Raw genomic sequence first — 19154 nt, 5'->3', positions numbered from 1 at the left:
ACAGGACCGACCGCCAACGAAAAAGGCCACCGAAGTGGCCTCGTGATGCTCCAGCGATGGAGAATCAGTTGCGGGTCTGATCGACCAGCTTGTTCTTGGCGATCCAGGGCATCATGGCGCGCAGTTGGCCGCCCACCTTTTCGATGCTGTGGTCGGCCGTGTTGCGGCGACGGGCTGTCATCGATGGATAGTTCAGACGGCCTTCCTGGATGAACATCTTGGCGTAGTCGCCGTTCTGGATGCGCTTCAAGGCATTGCGCATGGCGGCGCGCGACTGCTCGTTGATCACTTCAGGGCCGGTCACGTACTCACCGTACTCGGCATTGTTCGAGATCGAGTAGTTCATGTTGGCAATGCCGCCTTCGTAGATCAGGTCTACGATGAGCTTGAGCTCGTGCAGGCATTCGAAGTAGGCCATTTCAGGGGCGTAGCCGGCTTCAACCAGGGTTTCGTAACCCATCTTGATCAGCTCGACGGCACCGCCGCACAACACGGCTTGTTCGCCGAACAGGTCGGTCTCGGTTTCTTCCTTGAAGTTGGTCTCGATGATGCCGGCTTTGCCGCCGCCGTTGGCAGCTGCGTAGCTCAGGGCCAAGTCACGGGCCTTGCCGGACTTGTCTTGGTGCACGGCCACCAGGTGGGGCACGCCGCCGCCTTGGGTGTAGGTGTTGCGCACGGTGTGGCCAGGGGCCTTGGGCGCCACCATCCACACGTCCAGGTCAGCACGGGGCACGACTTGGTTGTAGTGCACGTTGAAGCCGTGGGCAAAGGCCAGCGAGGCGCCTTGCTTGATGTTGGGTTCGACGTTGTTCTTGTAGACGGCTGCGATGTCTTCGTCGGGCAGCAGGATCATGACCACGTCAGCGGATTTGACGGCGTCGTTGACTTCCAGAACCGTCAGGCCAGCCTTGCCGACCTTGTCCCACGATGCACCGCCCTTGCGCAGGCCGACCACGACCTTCACGCCACTGTCGTTCAGGTTTTGTGCGTGGGCATGGCCCTGCGAGCCGTAGCCGATGATGGCCACGGTCTTGCCTTTGATCAGGCTCAGGTCGGTGTCTTTGTCGTAGAAAACTTTCATGGGTCGCTCCGGTTGAAATGCGTTGTTGGGGGTTGAAATGGGAAAAACGGGGTGAATTGTCTTACACGCGCAAGATGCGCTCGCCGCGGCCGATGCCGCTGGCACCCGTACGTACGGTTTCCAAGATGGCGGTGCGGTCAATGGCCTGCAGAAAAGCGTCGTTCTTCGACTGGTCGCCGGTCAGCTCAATCGTGTAGCTCTTCTCGGTCACGTCGATGATGCGGCCACGGAAGATGTCGGCCATGCGCTTCATCTCCTCGCGCTCCTTGCCCACCGCGCGCACCTTCACCATCATGAGCTCGCGCTCGGTGTAGGCACCTTCGGTGAGATCCACCACCTTCACGACCTCAATGAGGCGGTTCAGATGCTTGGTGATCTGTTCGATCACATCGTCGGAGCCCGTGGTCTGGATCGTCATGCGCGAGAGCGATGGATCCTCAGTGGGCGCCACGGTGAGCGATTCGATGTTGTAACCACGGGCAGAAAACAGGCCTACAACGCGCGACAGCGCACCGGGTTCGTTTTCCAGCAGAACGGCAATGATGTGTTTCATAGGTGCAGATTCCTCTTTTCGCTGCCCTCCCCCGTGCACGGTAATGCACGGGCTTGGCAGGCAATAGATTCGTCAAAAAAGTGAATGCTATCTATTCGATAGCCGGTAGCGCTTGACGAACAAGCACTGGAGGCCGATTTGGCTTAAAGGTCCTCCGACCCCAGCAGCATCTCGGTAATGCCCTTGCCGGCCTGGACCATCGGGAACACGTTCTCGGTGGGGTCGGTGCGGAAGTCCATGAACACGGTGCGGTCCTTGAGCTTGCGGGCTTCGCGCAGAGCGGGCTCTACGTCCTTGGGACTCTCGATCAACATGCCCACATGGCCGTACGCCTCTGCCAGCTTCACGAAGTTGGGCAGCGCGTCCATGTAGCTGTGGCTGTAGCGGCCGGAGTATTCGATCTCTTGCCACTGCCGCACCATGCCCAGGTAGCGGTTGTTCAGCGAGCAGATCTTGATCGGCGTGTTGTACTGCAGGCAGGTGGACAGCTCCTGGATGTTCATCTGCACCGAGCCTTCGCCAGTGATACAGAACACCTCGGACTGCGGCTTTGCCAGCTTGATGCCCATGGCGTACGGGATGCCCACGCCCATGGTGCCCAGGCCGCCAGAGTTGATCCAGCGGCGTGGCTCGTCAAAGCGGTAGTACTGCGCGGCCCACATCTGGTGCTGGCCCACGTCGGACGTGATGTAGGTGTCCGCGTCCTTGGTCATGTTCCACAGCGTTTCGACCACGTACTGGGGCTTGATGACGTCTGGGCTGCCCATGCTGTACTTGAGGCAGTCGCGCTTGCGCCAGCCTTCAATGGTGTCCCACCAGGCGGCCAGAGCACCCGAGTCAGGGCGCGTGCTGCTCTCGCGGATCATGGAGATCAGCTCGGTGAGCACGTCCTTGACGTCGCCGACGATCGGGATATCGACCTTCACGCGCTTGGAAATGCTCGACGGGTCAATATCAACGTGGATGATCTTGCGGTCGTTCTGCGCAAAGTGCTTGGGGTTGCCGATCACGCGGTCATCAAAACGCGCGCCCACAGCCAGCAGCACGTCGCAGTTCTGCATGGCGTTGTTGGCCTCGATGGTGCCGTGCATGCCTAGCATGCCCAGGAACTTGCGGTCCGATGCGGGGTATGCACCCAGGCCCATCAGCGTGTTGGTGACCGGGTAGCCCAGCATGTCCACCAGCGTGCGCAACTCATTGGTGGCATTGCCCAGCAGCACGCCACCGCCGGTGTAGATGTAGGGACGCTTGGCCGCCAGCAGGAGTTGCAGCGCCTTGCGAATCTGACCACCATGGCCCTTGCGCACAGGGTTGTACGAGCGCATTTCCACGCTTTGTGGATAGCCACTGTACGGCACCTTCTTGAAGGAAACGTCCTTGGGCACATCCACCACCACGGGGCCGGGGCGGCCGGTGCGGGCAATGTGGAAGGCCTTCTTCATCGTCATGGCCAGATCGCGCGGGTCCTTGACGAGGAAATTGTGTTTGACGATGGGGCGGGTAATACCGACCGTGTCGCACTCCTGGAAGGCATCCAGCCCGATGGCGGGCGTGGGCACCTGTCCGGAAATGATCACCATCGGGATGCTGTCCATGTACGCCGTAGCGATACCGGTCACTGCGTTGGTGAGACCTGGGCCGGATGTGACCAGCGCAACGCCCACTTCACCCGTGGCGCGGGCATAGCCGTCGGCAGCGTGCACGGCGGCCTGCTCATGGCGCACCAGCACGTGCTGGATGGTGTCTTGTTTGTAGAGCGCGTCGTAGATGTAGAGAACTGCACCGCCGGGATAGCCCCAGATGTACTGGACGTTCTCAGCCTGAAGCGACTTGATGAGGATCTCGGAACCCATGAGGTCCTGAGCAGCGGAAGCGGGGGAGGTGTTGCCCTGCGAAGCAGCGGCCGCTGAAGAGATTTCAGCCTTGGAGATTTCCATGATCGATCAACCTTTGTGAATTTCTCTGACGAAAAACCTTGGGTGCTCCTAACATGCGCTCTTGTGAAGCCAGCTTGGAACTTGAGGCCAAGGACATGGGCGGGATGATTGCCGCGCCGGACCGTGACCCGTTTGCCTTTGAATTGCAGTGGCGATTATCGCACTGCAACACATGTAAAACTGCCATCCCCCGAAAAAAACCCCGGCGGATGCGATAATCAAAGGCTCCACGTGCCGGATAGCCACATTTTTGTGAACTCACCGGCACCGATCCCCTCCCGGGCTGACCCGTCTTGGCAACCGAACGAGAACTCTCCGACTTCCTCAAAAGTGTAGAAAAGCGCGCATTCAAGCGCTCGGTCTACCACGTTCGCAATGAGGAAGCGGCGCTCGACATCGTGCAGGACAGCATGCTCAAGCTGGCAGAGCACTATGGTGACAAGCCGGCGGCTGAGCTGCCCATGCTCTACCAGCGCATACTTTCCAACTGCACGCTGGACTGGTTTCGCCGCCAGAAAACCCGCAATGCACTGTTTTCGAGCATGAGCGACTTTGAAGGTCCCGGCGAAGATGGCATGGATTTTGATCTGCTTGAAGCGTATTCAGGACCAGAAAATGGGGAACGGGCAGAGAGCGCTGAGGATCTGACCCGGCGGGCGCAGATCTTTCACGGGATCGAAGCCGAGATTGCCGAGCTGCCCCCACGTCAACGGGAAGCGTTCCTGATGCGTTACTGGGAAGAAATGGATGTAGCAGAAACGGCAGCCGCCATGGGCTGCTCCGAAGGCAGCGTCAAAACGCACTGTTTTCGTGCCATACAAACCCTCAGCAAGGCACTGAAGGCCAAAGGAATCGAGCCATGAACACTGTACAGACCCCATCGACACAGGCAGAAGCTGCGGCAGAGCGCTTTGCACTGCGCGTCACGGCGCGCTTGTCCAGCGGCACCGACGAATTGCCTTACGACATTTCCGAACGGCTGCGCGCCTCGCGCATGCAAGCCCTTGCCAAGCGCAAGAAAGACACCGTGCCGGTGCGTCTGGCTGCACCCGTTGTGGTGCATGCGGGTGGCAGTGCCACGCTGGGCCGTGGCGGCAACGAGGGTGGCGGCTGGTGGAATGCACTGGTGTCTGCCGTTCCGCTGATGGCACTGGTGGTGGGGCTGGTGGTCATCAACATTGCCCAGGACGAAAGCAGCGCCAATGACCTGGCCGAAGTCGATGCAGCCCTTTTGACCGACGATTTGCCACCAGCAGCCTACGCTGACCCTGGCTTCGTACAATTCCTCAAAACCTCTGCCCCGTCGAACTAAGCCCCGCCCCCGACCGCGTACTGCATGCACCCAAGTTCACCCGACGCTTCCCCTGCCCTGCCAGCCTTCGTGCTGGCTTTGGCGCTCTTGGGCGTGCTCGCAGCGGTGGGTGGCCAGGTGCTGGTACAGATGCGCATGGCACCCGGCACCCTGCTGCCTGCGGGGGCTGAAGCTGCGGTTGCCAGCCCCAACAATGCCCGCACGTCCACCCGGCCTGGCACCATGGCAGTGCCACAGGTCGAGACCGGCCCGGGCTGGGAAACCCTGACCACGCCCCAGAAACTGGCGCTGTACCCACTGGCAGAGCGCTGGGCGCTCATCAGCGAAGCGCAAAAGCGCCGCTGGCTTGCGCTGGCCGCCAATTTCTCGGCGCTTCCTGAAGAAGAACAGGCCAAATTTCATGACCGCATGACGGACTGGGCCAGCCTGAGCGCACAGCAGCGCAACCAGGCCCGGCTGAACTATGCAGTCACTAACCGGCTTGCCCGCGACGACAAACGCGCCCAGTGGGAGGCCTACCAGGCGCTGTCCGACGAGGAAAAACGTGCGCTGGCTGCGCGTGCCGCCCCCAAGCCCAAGGGCGCCGCCACGGCCTTGCGCCCCGTGTCGCCCAAGAAGCTGGCCCAGGTTCCGGCGGCCACGCAGGCCAACCCCAGCCGCCCCAACGCACCGAAGATTCCGCCCGTGCTCGACCACAGCGCCCCCCGTGTGGCGGCACCGGTCACCCCCACGGCGCCCCCGGCGACCGGCGTGCCCACGCAAAATCCGGCCTCCAACGTGGTCGAGACGGCGCCCGTCTCGATTCCGGTGGCCGTACCGGCAGCACTCCCCCCTCTGGGCGCAGGTTCCGCAGAAACACCTGCGACAACAGCGCCCATGGTCACTCCCGACAACTCTGGCCTGTATCCTCAGTAGTCCCGTCGCTGGCCGACACTCTCCGCCTTGCTTTCGCCTTCTGGAATGACCGCCACCCCTCCCGCCCCAGCACCGCAGGCATCCCTCTCTGCAAAGACCTCTTCCGCCGCCCTCGGCCCCACGCCCAATTTGTGGCGCCGCATGGCCTGCTGGCTGTATGAGGGCATGCTCATGTTCGGGGTGGTCTTCATTGCAGGCTACCTGTTCGGCACCCTGAGCCAAACCCGCCACGCCCTGGACAATCGGCACGCCCTGCAGGCCTTTCTGTTTGTGGTGTTTGGCATTTACTTCACCTGGTTCTGGGCCAAAGGCCAGACCCTGGCTCAAAAGACCTGGCTCATCCGTGTGGTGGACACCGCCGGGCAACCCATCACCCAGGCGCGTGCGCTGCTGCGCTACCTGCTGAGCTGGGTGTGGTTCCTGCCGCCCTTGGCAGCCTATCTGTTGGGCGTCTCGGCCATTGAAGTGCTGGTGCTGCTGTTCGGCTGGGTTGCCATCTGGGCCATCCTGAGCCGCTTTCATCCAGAGCGGCAGTTCTGGCACGACGCCCTGGCAGGCACGCGCCTGGTGCACTTCGAGCTTCCGAAAAAGTAGCACCTGCGCGCGGGCTGCAACGCCCGCTGTCATGCGGCTGCGACACAATATCCCTATGCCCCTGTCCCAACCCGAGTCCTCCGCGCCCGCCAACCCCCAGAAGGCCCGCACGGGCTTGAACCGCATCTGGCACGCTGCGGGTTACTCCATCGAAGGCCTTCGCGCAGGCTGGAACGAAAAGGCATTCCGCCAGGAAGCCATTGCCGCCCTGGTGCTGCTGCCCGCGTCTCCCTGGCTGGGGCAAAGCTGGGTAGAAACCGCGCTGCTGGCAGGCTCGGTGGTGATCGTGATGATCGTGGAGTTGCTCAACACCGGCATCGAAACCGCCATCGACCGCATCGGCCCCGAGTGGCACGACCTTTCCAAACGCGCCAAGGACATGGGCAGCGCTGCCGTGCTGCTGGCCTTGCTGCTGTGCGCGGGCATCTGGGGTGCAGCGGTTTTTCAGAGGATTTTCCATGGCTGAACCGACTTTTTCCGTGTGTGTGTATTGCGGCTCGCGACCTGGCGAGAACGCGGCCTTTGCCGACGCTGCCAAAGCGGTGGGCCAATGGATTGGCCAGCACGGCGGCCAGCTGGTGTATGGCGGCGGCCGCAGCGGCCTCATGGGTACGGTGGCCGAGGCCACGCGGCTTGCGGGCGGGCGCGTGGTGGGCGTGATTCCCCAGGCGCTGGTCGACAAAGAGCTGGCCAACCGCCAATGCGACGAGTTGCACATCGTGCAGACCATGCACGAACGCAAGGCCATGTTGGCCGAGCGCAGCGATGCCTTTTTGGCCCTGCCCGGCGGCATCGGCACTTTTGAAGAACTGTTTGAAGTGTGGACCTGGCGCCAGCTGGGCTACCACGACAAGCCCCTGGGCCTGCTCAATGTGGCCGGCTACTACGATGGCCTGCTGGGCTTTCTGCAGACCAGCGTGGCCAGCGGCTTCATGGGCGAATGGCAGATGGACCTGCTGCACGCCTCTACCGATGCCGAGGCACTGCTGCGCACGCTGGTGCAAGACGCCGGCCCCGACCAAGCGCCCGTCCCGCTGCGCTCGGTGATCTAACGGCCTTCAAAAACTGGCGCAGCGCAAGGCCAGTGCCACCGTGGAACTGGCTTTGCCAGGCCACTGGTGGCGTCCCCCTCAGGGGGAAGGCGCGCAGCGACTAAGGGGGGAGCCTTATACAGCCGCGTCGTCCAGATCCCCAGTACGGATACGCACCACACGCTCCACGGCCGTCACAAAAATCTTGCCGTCGCCAATCTTGCCGGTGCGCGCCACATTCACGATGGCGTCCACACAGCGGTCCACGTCCTCGGTTTTCACGACAACCTCGACCTTGACCTTGGGCAGGAAGTCCACCACGTACTCGGCGCCACGGTACAGCTCGGTGTGGCCCTTCTGACGGCCAAAACCCTTCACCTCGGTCACGGTGAGACCGGTCACGCCACACTCGGCCAGGGCTTCGCGGACTTCTTCGAGCTTGAAGGGCTTGATGACGGCGGTGATCATTTTCATGGCGGGTCTCCTGGAGGATGTAAAAAAAGGGGTCTGAAAGCGCAGCGCCGAAGCGTCACGCCCTGAATTTGCTGGTGATAGGGTAACGCCAGTCCTTGCCAAAGCTGCGGCGCGTGACGCGAATCCCTACCGGCGCCTGGCGGCGCTTGTACTCGTTGAGCTTGATGAGGCGCGTGACACGCTCCACATCGGCACGTTCAAAGCCGCTGGCGATGATGGACTCGATGGGCTCGTCGTTCTCCATGTAGCGCGCCACGATGGCGTCCAGCACCTCGTAGGGCGGCAGGCTGTCCTGGTCTTTCTGGTCGGGCCGCAGCTCGGCGCTGGGCGGGCGCGTGATGATGCGCTCTGGAATCGGACTGGCGCCCGTGCCATACGGGTCGTTGGCGTTGCGCCAGCGGGCCAGGTCGAACACGCGGGTCTTGGCCACGTCCTTGATCACTGCGAAGCCCCCTGCCATGTCACCGTACAGCGTGCAGTAGCCCGTGGACATCTCGCTCTTGTTGCCCGTGGTGAGCACGATGGATCCGAACTTGTTGGACAGCGCCATGAGCAGCGTGCCCCGGATGCGCGCCTGCAGGTTTTCTTCGGTCGTGTCTTCGGGCAGCCCTGCAAAATCGCTGGCCAGTGCGGCCTTGAAGGCCTCGAACTGCGGCTTGATGGAGATCTCGTCGTAGCGCACGCCCAGGCGCTCGGCCATGTCGCGCGCGTCGATCCAGCTGATGTCGGCCGTGTAGGGCGAAGGCATCATCACCGTGCGCACCTTGTCGGCCCCCAGCGCATCCACGGCAATCGCCAGCACCAGGGCCGAATCGATGCCCCCCGACAGCCCGAGCAGCGCGCCCGGAAAGCCGTTCTTGCCCACATAGTCGCGCACGCCCAGCACCAGGGCATCCCACAGGTCGGCTTCCAGGCTTTTCTCTGGGGCTATATCCGCTTCAATTTTTATAGCATTTTGCGCTTGATGGACCTGCGCAAACACCAGTTTTTCTTCAAAACCCGGCCCCCGGCAGGCCACCGAGCCATCGGCGTTGAGCGCGAACGAGCGACCTTCAAACACCACCTCATCCTGCCCGCCGACCAGGTGCGCGTACACCAGCGGCAAACCCGTCTCGGCCACACGCTCGCGCATGGTGGCTTCGCGCTCGGCGCTCTTGCCCAGGTGGAAAGGCGATGCATTGATCACCGCCAGCATTTGTGCCCCCGCTGCGGCAGCATCGCGTGCAGGGGTGGCAAACCACGCGTCTTCGCACACCAGCACCCCCACGCGCACGCCTTCCACCTCGAAGATGCAAGGCTTATCGCCCGCCACAAAGTAGCGGCGCTCGTCAAACACCTGGTAGTTGGGCAGTTCGCGCTTGGCATAGGTCTGCTCGATCTGCCCATCGCGCAGCACGCTGGCGGCATTGAAGCAAGCGCTGAACGCCGAAGCATCGGGCGCCACGGCCTGCGGGTGGCCCAGCACAATGGCCAGGCCTTTCAACCCCGCAGTCTCGCCGGCCACGGTTTTCACGGCATCATCACAGGCCGCAATGAAGGCGGGGCGCAGGAATAGGTCTTCGGCCGCATAGCCGCAAATCGCCAGCTCAGGCGTCAGCAGCAAACGGGCGCCCTGGGCATACGCCTCGCGGGCCGCCGCAATGATCTTTTGGGCGTTGCCGGGCATGTCGCCCACGACAAAGTTGAGCTGCGCAGTGCAAATGGAGAGCGTCATGGAACTGGAATCGGCCCCTGCGGCCAGGTTGAACACCGCCCACACGGGCCCGCAGCTTGCAAAACAAAACCGGGGCGTGCATGGCTGAATCTGCCATTATCGCCCGCGTACTTGCCACTGCGCTGGACGTGGATGCTGCGGCCTGGAACACCCTGCTGGCCCAGCAAAGCCACCCCACGCCCTTCATGCGCCACGAGTACCTGGCCGCCCTGGAGACCAGCGACAGCGCCACCCCACGCACCGGCTGGGCGCCGCGCTTCATGACCCTGTGGGAGGGCGACACCCTGATTGCCGCCTGCCCGCTGTACCTCAAGAACCACTCCTACGGCGAGTACGTGTTCGACTGGGCCTGGGCCAGCGCCTACGAACAGCACGGCGTGCCCTACTACCCCAAGGCCGTGATCGCCGTGCCCTTCACCCCCGTGCCGGGCAGCCGCCTTCTGGCCCGTGACGATGCTGCACGCGCTCTGCTGGTGCAGGCGGTGTGCCAGTGGTGCGAGGACGAAAACGTGTCGTCAGTGCACATCCTGTTTGCCAGCGACGACGACGTGCTGACCAGTGCGCAGCAAGACCTGATGCTGCGGCACACCGTGCAATTTCATTGGAAGAATGTGGCCCCCACGCTCCCCGCTGCGCGTGGTTCGCTGCCCCCCGAGGGGGCCCTCACCGCCTTGGGGCGGCCCGGCGGCGGCGAGAACGTTGCCCCTACGCTCCCCGCTGCGTCTGATGCACCCTCCCCCGACAGCACCTTGCCCGGCGGCGGCTCGGGCCAACCCTTCAGAGATTTTGATCACTTCCTCGCCAGCCTTTCCCAGGACAAACGCAAGAAGATCCGCCAGGAGCGCCGCCGCGTGGCGGATGCCGGGGTCAGCTTCAGTTGGTCGCGCGGTGCGGACATCAGCGCAGCCGACTGGGATTTTTTCTACCGTTGCTACGAACGCACCTACCTCGAACACGGCAACCCGCCCTACCTCACGCGGGACTTCTTCGCCCGCATGGCGGCCCACATGCCCGAGGCCTGGCTGCTGTTTGTGGCCGAGCGCGACGGCCAGCCAATTGCTAGCAGTTTGATAGCTATCAGCGCTTTACCATCCAGCGCTGGCAGCCAAAAAGACCAAAACATTGTGGCCTACGGCCGGTATTGGGGCGCGCTGGAGCGCGTGGACTGCCTGCACTTCGAAGCGTGCTACTACCAGCCGCTGCAGTGGTGCATCGAGCACGGCGTGATCCGCTTTGAGGGTGGCGCCCAGGGCGAGCACAAGATGGCCCGCGCCCTGCTGCCTGTGCAGGCCACCAGCGCCCACTGGCTGGCGCACCCGGCTTTTGCCGACGCGGTGGAGCGGTTCCTGCAGCGCGAAGGCGCCGGGGTGGCCGAGTACCTGAGCGAACTGCACGAACGCAGCCCGTTCAAGACAGCCTGAGCCTGCGCAACGCCAGCCCGCCCCACACCAGCTTGCACCAGCCTGACAACGCCACCAGCGCGTTGGATGCGCCCAACCTCGGGTTCTCCCGACCTCGGCACAGCTTTTGCAACGGCATACTGGCGGCCGCCCGCACCCGGGCTGCGCACCACGGCGGCCCATCCGCCCGCCCGTCAACCCACAGCACCCTCACCATGGCCGCTCCGCAGCATGTCCCATTTCTGACGGTGGAAGACGAAGACGACTGGGTCGTCTCGTTCGCGCTGGGCCCACAGGGCGCCCACCGCCTCACCCTGGTACGTACCCCCCGGCTGGAATTCATGCTGCGGCCCGAGCAGCGCGGTGTGTCGGTGGGTGCCGAAGCGGGCCAGCGCCCCGCCCTGCTGGTCGCTGTGCAGTGGGGCCCCAAAAGCGTGGACGTGGTGTCCACCGCCAAGCGCTACAGCCTGGACATCAGCAAGGTGGACAACGCCACCCGCACGGCGGCACTGCGTGTGCTGGGCAAGATGAACTTTGACCAGCGGTTTCAGCTGGCAGGCAACTGACCAACGGCTGCAGACGGCCCGTCAAACGCTCACAAATAGATAGCTGTCTGCGCTTTTCTGACAAGCGCTACGGGCCAATTTGATTCAACCGTTCAGGCCCGCAGAGTGGGCCAATGCGGTCCATTTGCGCTCGCTCGCAGCGGACTCCACCACCTTTTCGATAAAGCGCACCCCCTCGGCACCATCCTCCACGCGCGGATAGTCGGCCGCCAAAGGGTCGGCCGCGCGGCCAGCGGCACGCGCGCGGATGTCGGCCGCCACACCCAGGTAGATGTTGGCAAAGGCTTCGATGAACGCCTCGGGGTGCCCCGCAGGGATGCGCCCTGCCCGCCGCGCCGCTTCGCACAGCCACGGCGAGCCGCGCGTGAGGATACGGCGCGGGCCGTCCACAGGGGAGTGGACGAGCTGGTTGGGCTCTTCCTGCCGCCAGGTGATGGTGCCCAGCGTGCCCGAGACCTGCAGGCGCAGGTCGTTCTCCAGCCCCGCTGCCACTTGCGATGCCACGATGAAGCCGCGCGCGCCGCTGTCGTAGCGCAGCAGCAGCTGGGCGTCGTCGTCCAGCTGCCGCCCGGCACCAAAGGTGGTGAGGTCGGCGCACACCCAGGCGGGGTGCTGGCCGGTGACGGTGGCAGCCAGGTTTTCGGCGTGTGATCCGATGTCGCCCAGCGTGCCTGCGCTGCCGCTGCGCGCCGGGTCCAGCCGCCAGTCGGCCTGCTTGTTGGCGCCGCCCTCTTCCACGGCTGTGGCCAACCAGCCCTGGTTGTATTCGACGGTGATCTTGCGCAGTGTGCCCAGCGCACCGCTGTGCACCAGGTAGCGCGCCTCGCGCACCATGGGGTAGCCGGTGTAGTTGTAGGTCACGCCGAACACGGTGCCCGCCTTCTTCACGGCGGCCACCAGTTCGTCGGCCTGCGCGCTGGTGTGCACCAGCGGCTTGTCGCACACCACGTGGAAGCCCGCCTGCACAAACGCCAACGCCACCGGGTGGTGCACATGGTTGGGGGTGACGATGCTCACCAGGTCTATGCGCTCATGCGCCGGTCGGCGCAGTTCGTCGGCCAGCAGGTCCTGCCAGCTGCCGTGGTTGCGGTCATCCGCCAGGCCCAGCTCGGCGCCGGATGCGCGCGCCCGCTCAGGCGATGACGAGAGCGCACCGGCCACCAGCTCGAACTGGCCGTCGAGCGCCATCGCCTTGCGGTGCACCGCGCCGATGAAGGCGCCATGGCCGCCGCCCACCATGGCGTAGCGGAGCTTTTGGGGACTGGACATACGAAACGCCTTTGCTCGCTGTGTGTTGTTGTTATCGTTTTTTTGCAGGGGTGCGGCTAGGCCTGCTTGTCGCGCGCAAACACGGCGTCGAATGCGCCGGCTGCCGGCTTGAAATCCAGCCGCTTGCAGAACGCCGCGCTCTCGGTAGCGCCGTGCACGCGGTCCATGCGGCTGTCTTCCCACTCCACCGACAGCGGGCCCTGGTAGCCGATGTCGTTGAGCGCGACGATGATGGATTCGAAGTCGATCATCCCGCGCCCCACGCTGCGGAAGTCCCAGTTCCGCCGCGCGTCGCCAAAGCTGGTGTGGCCGCCGAAGGTGCCCACCGTGCCGTCGCCCTTGCCCCACCACACGTCCTTCATGTGGGCGTTGTAGACGCGGTCGGCAAACTGGCGGATGAACTTCACGTAGTCCACGCCCTGGTAGGCCAGGTGGCTCGGGTCGAAGTTGAAGCCAAAGCGTTGGTGGCCGCCTACTGCTGAAATCGCGCGCTCGGCCGAAGCGATGTCGAACGCGATCTCGGTGGGGTGCACCTCCAGCGCGAAGTTAATGTCGTGCTGCTCGAACACATCGAGGATGGGGCCAAAGCGCTTCGCAAAATCAGCAAAGCCCTTGTCCCAATACGCCTGCGTGGTGGGCGGAAAGGCATAGATCGAATGCCACACCGATGAGCCCGTGAAGCCCGTCACTGTCTTCACGCCAAACTTCGCGGCAGCGCGCGCCGTGTCGGCCAGCTCGGCAGCAGCGCGCTGGCGCACACCCTCGGGCTTGCCATCGCCCCACACATGGGGCGGAAGGATGGACTGGTGGCGCTCGTCGATCAGATCGCACACGGCCTGGCCCACCAGATGGTTGCCGATGGCAAAACACTGCAGGCCGTGCTGGGCCAGCAGTGCGTGTTTGTCTTTGACGTACTGGGGCGACGACAGCGCCTCCTGCACGTTGAAATGGTCGCCCCAGCAGGCCAGCTCCAGGCCGTCGTAGCCCATGCTTTTGGCCAGGGGCGCGAGTTGCGCCAAAGGCAGGTCGGCCCACTGGCCGGTGAAGAGGGTGACGGGTCTTGGCATGGTGGCTCCAAGGGACGTTGGGTTGCAGGTTCGAAGCGGCTATAAGCTATATTTTCAATAGCTGCTAGCGCTTACTGGATAAGCGCTAGAGGCCAATTTGGCTTGATTTTTCACACATCTCAGATCGCCCCTCACTCCCTCTCCCCTGGTGGGAGAGGGCCGGGGAGAGGGGGGATGGAACGGGCGCGGCGCGGAATGCGGCCCCCCTCTCCCCCACCCTCTCCCGCGAGGGGAGAGGGAGTAACACCCAGCGCCGCTGAGGGTGCGGGGGCTGATGTCCTCATCTGAGGGATGTTCCTGATCAGGCAACTTGACTCACATTGACGCCATCAGAACGGTGAGTCCGGGAAGTAGAAATCCTTGGCCGTTTCCTTGGTGATCAGCACCGACGGAATGATGGTGTTGGCGGGCAGTTTCTCGCCCTTGATGCGCGCCTCGGCCGTGAGCTTGATCGAGTCGTAGATGAACTTGGGGCTGTACGACACGTTGGCCTGGATGAGCGGGTTGCTGCCGTCCATCAGCGTCTTGATCATGCCCTTGGCACCCGCGCCGCCAAACACCAGCTTGATGTCCTTGCGCTTGGCCTGCTCGATGGCCTTGAGCACGCCCACGGCCATGTCGTCATCGGCGGCCCACACGGCGTCGATCTGCGGGAAGCGCGTCAGGTAGTCCTGCATCACCTTGAAGGCGTCGTCGCGGTTCCAGTTGGCGTACTTGGCGTCCAGCAGCTTGATGCCGGGGTGGTTCTTCAGCACGCTGTTGAACGCGTCCATGCGCTCGTTGTCCAGCGTGGTCGCAATGCCGCGCATGGCCACCACGTTGCCCTTGCCGCCCAGCGCCTTGGCGATGTACTCGGCCGGAATCTTGCCGAACGCCGTGTTGTCACCGGCCACATACGCGTCCTGCGCGCTGGTGTCGGTCAGGCCCCGGTCCACCACCGTCACGTACACGCCCTTGGCCTTGACCTGGGCCACGGGCTTGGTCAGCGCGGCGGATTCAAACGGGAAGATCACCAGTGCGTTGATCTTGTTCACCGTGACCAGGTCCTGCAGCTGGTTGGCCTGCTCGGGCGCGCCACCTGCGGTCTTCACGATGACCTGCAGGCCGGGGTGGGCCTTCTCCAGGTCCTTCTTGGCCTGGTTGGCCCAGTACACGATGCCGCCCGTGAAGCCGTGCGTGGCCGACGGAATGGCCACGCCCACCACCGTCTTGTTGGCCTGCGCCATGGCGGGTGCGGCCAATGCGAAGGCGGCGGCGCCCACGGCCGAGAGGGCCAGGCGGCGGGTGAAAGAAGAAAGTTGGCTGTTCATGCGTTGTCTCCTGTTGCTTTGGAATATGGCCAAGAAAGCTGGCCGGCTGGGGAACACCTTGAAAAACAAATGCACGCAAAGAGTGGCTGGAAAGCTCAGCGAAGCGGTCCTGGCTAGGCGCTGTGTCGCAGACAGTGCGACTGACACGGCGGCATACAAGCGCAGACAGCAACAACGCCAGGAGAGTTGTTCCATCCACTCCATCACCGCTTGCCCCTTTGCATGAAGGCGACCGCGATGATCACGAAGCCCTGCACCGCCGCATTCAGGTACACGCTGATGATGCTGGTGAGGTTGAGGATGTTGCTGATGACCGAGAGCAGGATGGCGCCCACCACCGTGCCGGTGATGCTGCCCGCCCCGCCCTTCAACACCGTGCCGCCCACGATGACGGCAGCAATCGCCTCCAGCTCCCACAGAAGCCCTGTGGTGGGCGATGCGGACCCCAGGCGCGGCACATACAGCAGCGTGGCAATGCCCACGCAAACCCCGAGCAGCATGTACGTCAGGATCTTGATCTTGTGCACGTCCACCGCCGCGTACTGCGCCACCTGCTCGTTGGAGCCGATGGCCTGCACATAGCGGCCGTAGGCCGTGCGGTTCAGGATCACGCCGCCGATGACAGCCACCAGCAGGAAGATCCACACGGGGATCGGCACACCCAGCAGGTTGGCGTAGTACACCGGGCTGTAGATGTCCGACAGATCGTTCTCCAGCGTGATGGCCCCGCCGTTCGAAAAGTACGTGAGGTATGCGCGGAAGATGCCCAGCGTGCCCAGCGTGACGATGAAGGGCTCGATACGCCCCTTGGTGATGAGCAGCCCATGCACCAGCCCGAACACCGCGCCCAGCACCACCGCCAGCAGCATGCCCACCACCACGGCCGCCAGGGGTGAGCCCAGCACGGGCGCCATGGCGTTCATGAACAGGATGACCGAGCCTGCGATCAGCGCCGCCATGGACCCCACCGACAGGTCGATGCCGCCCGAGATGATCACAAAGCACATGCCCACCGCGATGATGCCGATGAAGGCCGTGCGCGTGAGCACGTTCATCACGTTGTCATACGTGGCGAAGTTGCTGTTGAGCAGCGTGCCCGCAAAACACAGCAGCACCAGCCCGATGACCGGACCCAGCCCGTGCAGCTTGCCCCACCAGGCCGTGGCGCCGCCGTGGCGGCCCGCTGCAGTGTTGGCGTTTTCAGCGGGTACCTGTGGCATGTGCGATCAACTCCTCTTCGGTCAAATTAGGCTCTTGGAGCGTGGTCTGCAGCCGCCCGGCGCGCATCACCGCCACGCGGTGGCACAGGCCGATCAGCTCCATCAGTTCAGACGAAATCACCACCACCGCAAGCCCCTGCTCTGCCAGGCGCTGCACCAGGTGGTAAATCTCGCGCTTGGCGCCCACGTCCACGCCGCGCGTGGGCTCGTCCAGCACCACCACGCTCGGGCCGGGGTGCAGCACCTTGGCCAGCGCCAGCTTTTGCTGGTTGCCGCCCGACAGCGATGACGCACGCACCTCCAGCGAGCCGGTGCGGATGCCGAACTCCTGCACCGCATCGCGCAGCGCAGCCTGCTCGGCCGCCGGGTCGAGCCAGGGCTTGGCATAGCGCTCCAGCGCCATCAGCGTCAGGTTGGGCCGCAGGCTGAAGTGCACGTGCAGGCCCTTGCCCTTGCGGTCTTCGCTCAGGTACGTCAGGCCATGGCGCGCCGCATCGCGCGGGCTTTTCAAATGCACGGGTTTGCCCGCCAGCTCCACCGTGCCGGCTGATCGCGGGCGCAGGCCCAGCAGTCCCTCGAACAGCTCGGTGCGCCCTGCGCCCACCAGCCCGGCAAAGCCCAGAATCTCGCCGCGCCGCACGTCAAAGCTCACATCCTCGGCCCAGCCGGGCACCGTGAGGCCCCGCACCTTAATGGCCGGCTCTCCACCCGCAGGCGCCGGCAGCTTGGGCGGGAACAAATCCGCCAACTCACGCCCCACCATCAGGTTGGCCATCTGCCGCCGCGTCACGCTGGCCGTGGCCTCGCGCGCCACCAGCAGGCCGTCACGCATCACCACTACCTCGTCGGTGGTGCGCTCCACCTCGTCCAGCTTGTGCGAGATGTAGATGATGGTCACGCCCGCGGCCTTGAGCCCGGCCATCAGCGCAAACAGGCGCTCCGTCTCGCCGGGGGTCAGCGTGGCGGTGGGCTCGTCCATGATGAGCAGGCGCGCATTGCGGGCCAACGCGCGGGCAATCTCCACCAGCTGCTTTTCGGCCACGATGAGCTTGCGCACGCGCGTGTCGGGGTCCAGTGGCAAACCCACCTGTGCCAGGGCAGCGCGCGTCTTCTCGCGCATCGCCTTGTCGTCGAGGAAGGGGCCGCGCTTGATCTCGTGGCCCAGGAAGATGTTCTGCGCAATCGTCAGGTCGTCCGCCAGGTTGAACTCCTGGTGGATCAGCACAATGCCCTGCGCCTCGGCCGCGCGCGATCCGCCGCCCGGGGCGCGCACCGCGCCGTCCACCACCACCTCGCCGGTGGTGGGGCTCTCGTACCCCGCCAGAATCTTCATCAGTGTGGACTTGCCCGCGCCGTTCTCGCCCAGCAGGCCATACACCCGGCCCGGCTGCAGCGCAAAGCCGACGCCGTGCAACACGCGCACGGGGCCAAACTCCTTGGTCACATTGCGGAACTCGACGGCCACGCTCATCGCGCTACTCCTGCGCCAACGCCCGCACCCGTCACCGAGCCCGCGCGCGACAGGCTCTCCTGCATCGCCAGCACACCCGCGCCCACCACACCGGCATCGTCGGCCAGCGGCGCGTATTGAATCTCCAGGTGCCGCGTCGACAGCGCCAGCGACCGGTGGTACACGCTTTGCCGCACCGACGCGAGGAACAGCGGCCCCATGTCCGTCACCCGCCCGGCAATGAACACATGCGACGGGTTGAAGAAGTTCACGATGGACGCCAGCATCTGCCCCACCAGGCTGCCCGCGCGCTGGATGATGGCGTTGGCCGCCACATCGCCCGTGCGGCTGGCCTGGGCCACGTCTTCAATGGTCAGCGTGCCCGTGCTTTGCAGCCGCTCGGCCAGCATCGCGCTTTCGCCACGCTGCGCCGCCTCGATGGCCATGCGCGCCATGGCGGGTGCGGCGGCCATGGCCTCCACACAGCCCTGGTTGCCGCAGTGGCAGCGCGGGCCATGCTGGTCCACACAGATGTGGCCCACGTCGCCCGCCGATCCATTGGCGCCCCGGTACACCTGCCCGTGGCACACAATGCCGCAGCCAATGCCCGTGCCCACCTTGATGACCAAGAAGTTGGGCAGATTGCGCTGCAGCCGGTACATCTCGCCCAGCGCCATCAGGTTCACGTCGTTGTCCACAAACACCGGCGCGGCAAACGCCTCGCGCAGGTAGTCGCGAATGGAAAAGCCGTCCCAGTCGGGCATCAGCGGCGGGTTGACGAGCTGCCCGCTTTCAAAATCCACCGGCCCCGGCACGCCCATGCCAATGGCAATCACCTGATTGGGCGCCAGCCCGCAGCGCGCCAGCAGCTCTCGCATCAGCCCCCGCACCCGCGCCAGGATCACGCCCGGCCCCTGGCGCACATCAATGGGCTCGCGGTGCCGCGCCAGCACTGTCATGTCGGGCCGCATCACCGCTATCTGCATGCTGGTGGCGCCCAGGTCGGCGCCAATCACCACGCCCAGGGTTTCGCTTAAACGAAGGGTTTCGGCACGCCGGCCGCCAGAGGATTCCTGCAGGCCCACCTCGTCGAGCAGGCCTTCATCGAGCAACGCCGCCACCATGGCGTTGGCCTTGCTCTTGGAATAGGCCAAGCGCTGCGCCAGCGCATTGCGCGACGCGCCAGCGGACCAGAAGATGGTCTGCAAGACGTCCAGATCTTCGGCGCCGCAGTGACTCCAGCGGGTGGATGGCAAGCTTG

At 64.3% G+C, this 19154-nt stretch carries 19 protein-coding genes; 8 read left to right on the top strand and 11 right to left on the bottom strand.

The window, feature by feature from the left end; translation table 11 throughout:
• Positions 1-64 precede the first annotated feature (64 nt).
• From ilvC to AC2YJX_RS19735, 3 genes are all read right to left on the bottom strand, one after another.
• Positions 65-1081 carry a ketol-acid reductoisomerase gene (gene ilvC / locus AC2YJX_RS19745; RefSeq protein ID WP_055393779.1) on the bottom strand — a complete coding sequence of 339 codons (1017 nt, stop codon included), beginning with the start codon at positions 1079-1081 and terminating at the stop codon, positions 65-67.
• A 61-nt stretch (positions 1082-1142) separates the two neighbouring features.
• Positions 1143-1634: an acetolactate synthase small subunit gene (ilvN, locus tag AC2YJX_RS19740; protein WP_007857867.1), complete on the bottom strand. Its 492-nt coding sequence runs from the start codon at positions 1632-1634 to the stop codon at positions 1143-1145.
• Between the two features lie 143 nt (positions 1635-1777).
• Entirely contained in the window at positions 1778-3571 is a 1794-nt protein-coding gene (locus AC2YJX_RS19735; protein ID WP_121506718.1) for an acetolactate synthase 3 catalytic subunit, read from the bottom strand.
• Positions 3572-3864: 293 nt separating this feature from the next.
• Between AC2YJX_RS19735 and AC2YJX_RS19730 the strand changes: the two genes are divergently transcribed.
• The 6 genes from AC2YJX_RS19730 to AC2YJX_RS19705 are packed head-to-tail and all read left to right on the top strand — an operon-like array spanning position 3865 to position 7444.
• Complete coding sequence (locus AC2YJX_RS19730) at positions 3865-4434, top strand: RNA polymerase sigma factor (RefSeq protein ID WP_121419806.1); 570 nt, start codon at positions 3865-3867, stop codon at positions 4432-4434.
• Positions 4431-4883, top strand: coding sequence for a DUF3619 family protein (locus AC2YJX_RS19725; protein ID WP_121506719.1), 453 nt, complete (start codon positions 4431-4433; stop codon positions 4881-4883). The genes AC2YJX_RS19730 and AC2YJX_RS19725 overlap by 4 nt, the downstream gene beginning before the upstream one ends.
• Positions 4884-4907: 24 nt before the next feature.
• Positions 4908-5798, top strand: a complete 891-nt coding sequence (locus AC2YJX_RS19720) for a DUF3106 domain-containing protein (protein WP_121419804.1) — start codon at positions 4908-4910, stop codon at positions 5796-5798.
• A 45-nt stretch (positions 5799-5843) separates the two neighbouring features.
• A complete protein-coding gene (locus AC2YJX_RS19715; RefSeq protein WP_055393768.1) occupies positions 5844-6392 on the top strand; it encodes an RDD family protein in 549 nt (182 codons plus the stop codon).
• Positions 6393-6447: 55 nt separating this feature from the next.
• Positions 6448-6858 (top strand): diacylglycerol kinase, encoded by a 411-nt coding sequence (locus tag AC2YJX_RS19710; RefSeq protein WP_487257043.1) that lies wholly within the window; start codon positions 6448-6450, stop codon positions 6856-6858.
• Positions 6851-7444, top strand: a complete 594-nt coding sequence (locus tag AC2YJX_RS19705) for an LOG family protein (protein WP_487257042.1) — start codon at positions 6851-6853, stop codon at positions 7442-7444. Before AC2YJX_RS19710 ends, AC2YJX_RS19705 begins: the two co-directional genes overlap by 8 nt.
• 114 nt (positions 7445-7558) lie before the next feature.
• On the opposite strand, the gene AC2YJX_RS19700 is transcribed toward AC2YJX_RS19705, so the two are convergent.
• A complete protein-coding gene (locus tag AC2YJX_RS19700; protein ID WP_007857855.1) occupies positions 7559-7897 on the bottom strand; it encodes a P-II family nitrogen regulator in 339 nt (112 codons plus the stop codon).
• Between the two features lie 55 nt (positions 7898-7952).
• On the bottom strand, positions 7953-9611 hold the full coding sequence (locus AC2YJX_RS19695) for an NAD+ synthase (protein ID WP_487257041.1): 1659 nt from the start codon (positions 9609-9611) through the stop codon (positions 7953-7955).
• 80 nt (positions 9612-9691) lie between these two features.
• On the opposite strand from AC2YJX_RS19695, the gene AC2YJX_RS19690 reads away from it, so the two are divergent.
• Together AC2YJX_RS19690 and AC2YJX_RS19685 are read left to right on the top strand one after the other, a co-directional pair.
• Complete coding sequence (locus AC2YJX_RS19690; protein WP_487257040.1) at positions 9692-11032, top strand: GNAT family N-acetyltransferase; 1341 nt, start codon at positions 9692-9694, stop codon at positions 11030-11032.
• Between the two features lie 194 nt (positions 11033-11226).
• The gene (locus AC2YJX_RS19685) at positions 11227-11577 is read left to right on the top strand and encodes a hypothetical protein (protein WP_010461104.1); all 351 of its coding nucleotides are present in this window, start codon (positions 11227-11229) and stop codon (positions 11575-11577) included.
• A gap of 84 nt (positions 11578-11661) precedes the next feature.
• Here AC2YJX_RS19685 and AC2YJX_RS19680 read toward each other — a convergent pair whose 3' ends face one another.
• The 6 genes from AC2YJX_RS19680 to AC2YJX_RS19655 form a co-directional block, all read right to left on the bottom strand.
• Positions 11662-12846, bottom strand: a complete 1185-nt coding sequence (locus AC2YJX_RS19680) for a Gfo/Idh/MocA family protein (RefSeq protein WP_487257039.1) — start codon at positions 12844-12846, stop codon at positions 11662-11664.
• A 56-nt stretch (positions 12847-12902) separates the two neighbouring features.
• On the bottom strand, positions 12903-13913 hold the full coding sequence (locus tag AC2YJX_RS19675; protein ID WP_487257038.1) for a sugar phosphate isomerase/epimerase family protein: 1011 nt from the start codon (positions 13911-13913) through the stop codon (positions 12903-12905).
• 329 nt (positions 13914-14242) lie between these two features.
• Positions 14243-15223, bottom strand: coding sequence for a substrate-binding domain-containing protein (locus tag AC2YJX_RS19670; protein ID WP_121419798.1), 981 nt, complete (start codon positions 15221-15223; stop codon positions 14243-14245).
• Positions 15224-15426: 203 nt separating this feature from the next.
• A complete protein-coding gene (locus tag AC2YJX_RS19665; protein ID WP_487257037.1) occupies positions 15427-16443 on the bottom strand; it encodes an ABC transporter permease in 1017 nt (338 codons plus the stop codon).
• Complete coding sequence (locus tag AC2YJX_RS19660) at positions 16424-17914, bottom strand: sugar ABC transporter ATP-binding protein (RefSeq protein WP_487257036.1); 1491 nt, start codon at positions 17912-17914, stop codon at positions 16424-16426. Before AC2YJX_RS19660 ends, AC2YJX_RS19665 begins: the two co-directional genes overlap by 20 nt.
• Complete coding sequence (locus tag AC2YJX_RS19655; protein WP_487257035.1) at positions 17911-19149, bottom strand: ROK family transcriptional regulator; 1239 nt, start codon at positions 19147-19149, stop codon at positions 17911-17913. Before AC2YJX_RS19655 ends, AC2YJX_RS19660 begins: the two co-directional genes overlap by 4 nt.
• Positions 19150-19154: the final 5 nt, after the last annotated feature.

The organism is Acidovorax sp. SRI_002 (assembly GCF_057586455.1).
The sequence above is the reverse complement of the archived record's forward strand: the minus strand, read 5'-3'. Positions and strand labels throughout refer to the sequence as shown.

What these genes read in the sequence shown, in the direction of transcription:
- AC2YJX_RS19715 (WP_055393768.1), top strand. Translation starts at nt 5,844, where the DNA reads ATGACCGCCACCCCTCCCGCCCCAGCACCGCAGGCATCCCTCTCTGCA.
- AC2YJX_RS19680 (WP_487257039.1), bottom strand. Translation starts at nt 12,846, where the DNA reads ATGTCCAGTCCCCAAAAGCTCCGCTACGCCATGGTGGGCGGCGGCCAT.
- AC2YJX_RS19695 (WP_487257041.1), bottom strand. Translation starts at nt 9,611, where the DNA reads ATGACGCTCTCCATTTGCACTGCGCAGCTCAACTTTGTCGTGGGCGAC.
- AC2YJX_RS19660 (WP_487257036.1), bottom strand. Translation starts at nt 17,914, where the DNA reads ATGAGCGTGGCCGTCGAGTTCCGCAATGTGACCAAGGAGTTTGGCCCC.
- AC2YJX_RS19670 (WP_121419798.1), bottom strand. Translation starts at nt 15,223, where the DNA reads ATGAACAGCCAACTTTCTTCTTTCACCCGCCGCCTGGCCCTCTCGGCC.
- AC2YJX_RS19720 (WP_121419804.1), top strand. Translation starts at nt 4,908, where the DNA reads ATGCACCCAAGTTCACCCGACGCTTCCCCTGCCCTGCCAGCCTTCGTG.
- AC2YJX_RS19685 (WP_010461104.1), top strand. Translation starts at nt 11,227, where the DNA reads ATGGCCGCTCCGCAGCATGTCCCATTTCTGACGGTGGAAGACGAAGAC.
- ilvN (WP_007857867.1), bottom strand. Translation starts at nt 1,634, where the DNA reads ATGAAACACATCATTGCCGTTCTGCTGGAAAACGAACCCGGTGCGCTG.
- ilvC (WP_055393779.1), bottom strand. Translation starts at nt 1,081, where the DNA reads ATGAAAGTTTTCTACGACAAAGACACCGACCTGAGCCTGATCAAAGGC.
- AC2YJX_RS19700 (WP_007857855.1), bottom strand. Translation starts at nt 7,897, where the DNA reads ATGAAAATGATCACCGCCGTCATCAAGCCCTTCAAGCTCGAAGAAGTC.
- AC2YJX_RS19665 (WP_487257037.1), bottom strand. Translation starts at nt 16,443, where the DNA reads ATGCCACAGGTACCCGCTGAAAACGCCAACACTGCAGCGGGCCGCCAC.
- AC2YJX_RS19710 (WP_487257043.1), top strand. Translation starts at nt 6,448, where the DNA reads ATGCCCCTGTCCCAACCCGAGTCCTCCGCGCCCGCCAACCCCCAGAAG.
- AC2YJX_RS19725 (WP_121506719.1), top strand. Translation starts at nt 4,431, where the DNA reads ATGAACACTGTACAGACCCCATCGACACAGGCAGAAGCTGCGGCAGAG.
- AC2YJX_RS19675 (WP_487257038.1), bottom strand. Translation starts at nt 13,913, where the DNA reads ATGCCAAGACCCGTCACCCTCTTCACCGGCCAGTGGGCCGACCTGCCT.
- AC2YJX_RS19690 (WP_487257040.1), top strand. Translation starts at nt 9,692, where the DNA reads ATGGCTGAATCTGCCATTATCGCCCGCGTACTTGCCACTGCGCTGGAC.
- AC2YJX_RS19705 (WP_487257042.1), top strand. Translation starts at nt 6,851, where the DNA reads ATGGCTGAACCGACTTTTTCCGTGTGTGTGTATTGCGGCTCGCGACCT.
- AC2YJX_RS19735 (WP_121506718.1), bottom strand. Translation starts at nt 3,571, where the DNA reads ATGGAAATCTCCAAGGCTGAAATCTCTTCAGCGGCCGCTGCTTCGCAG.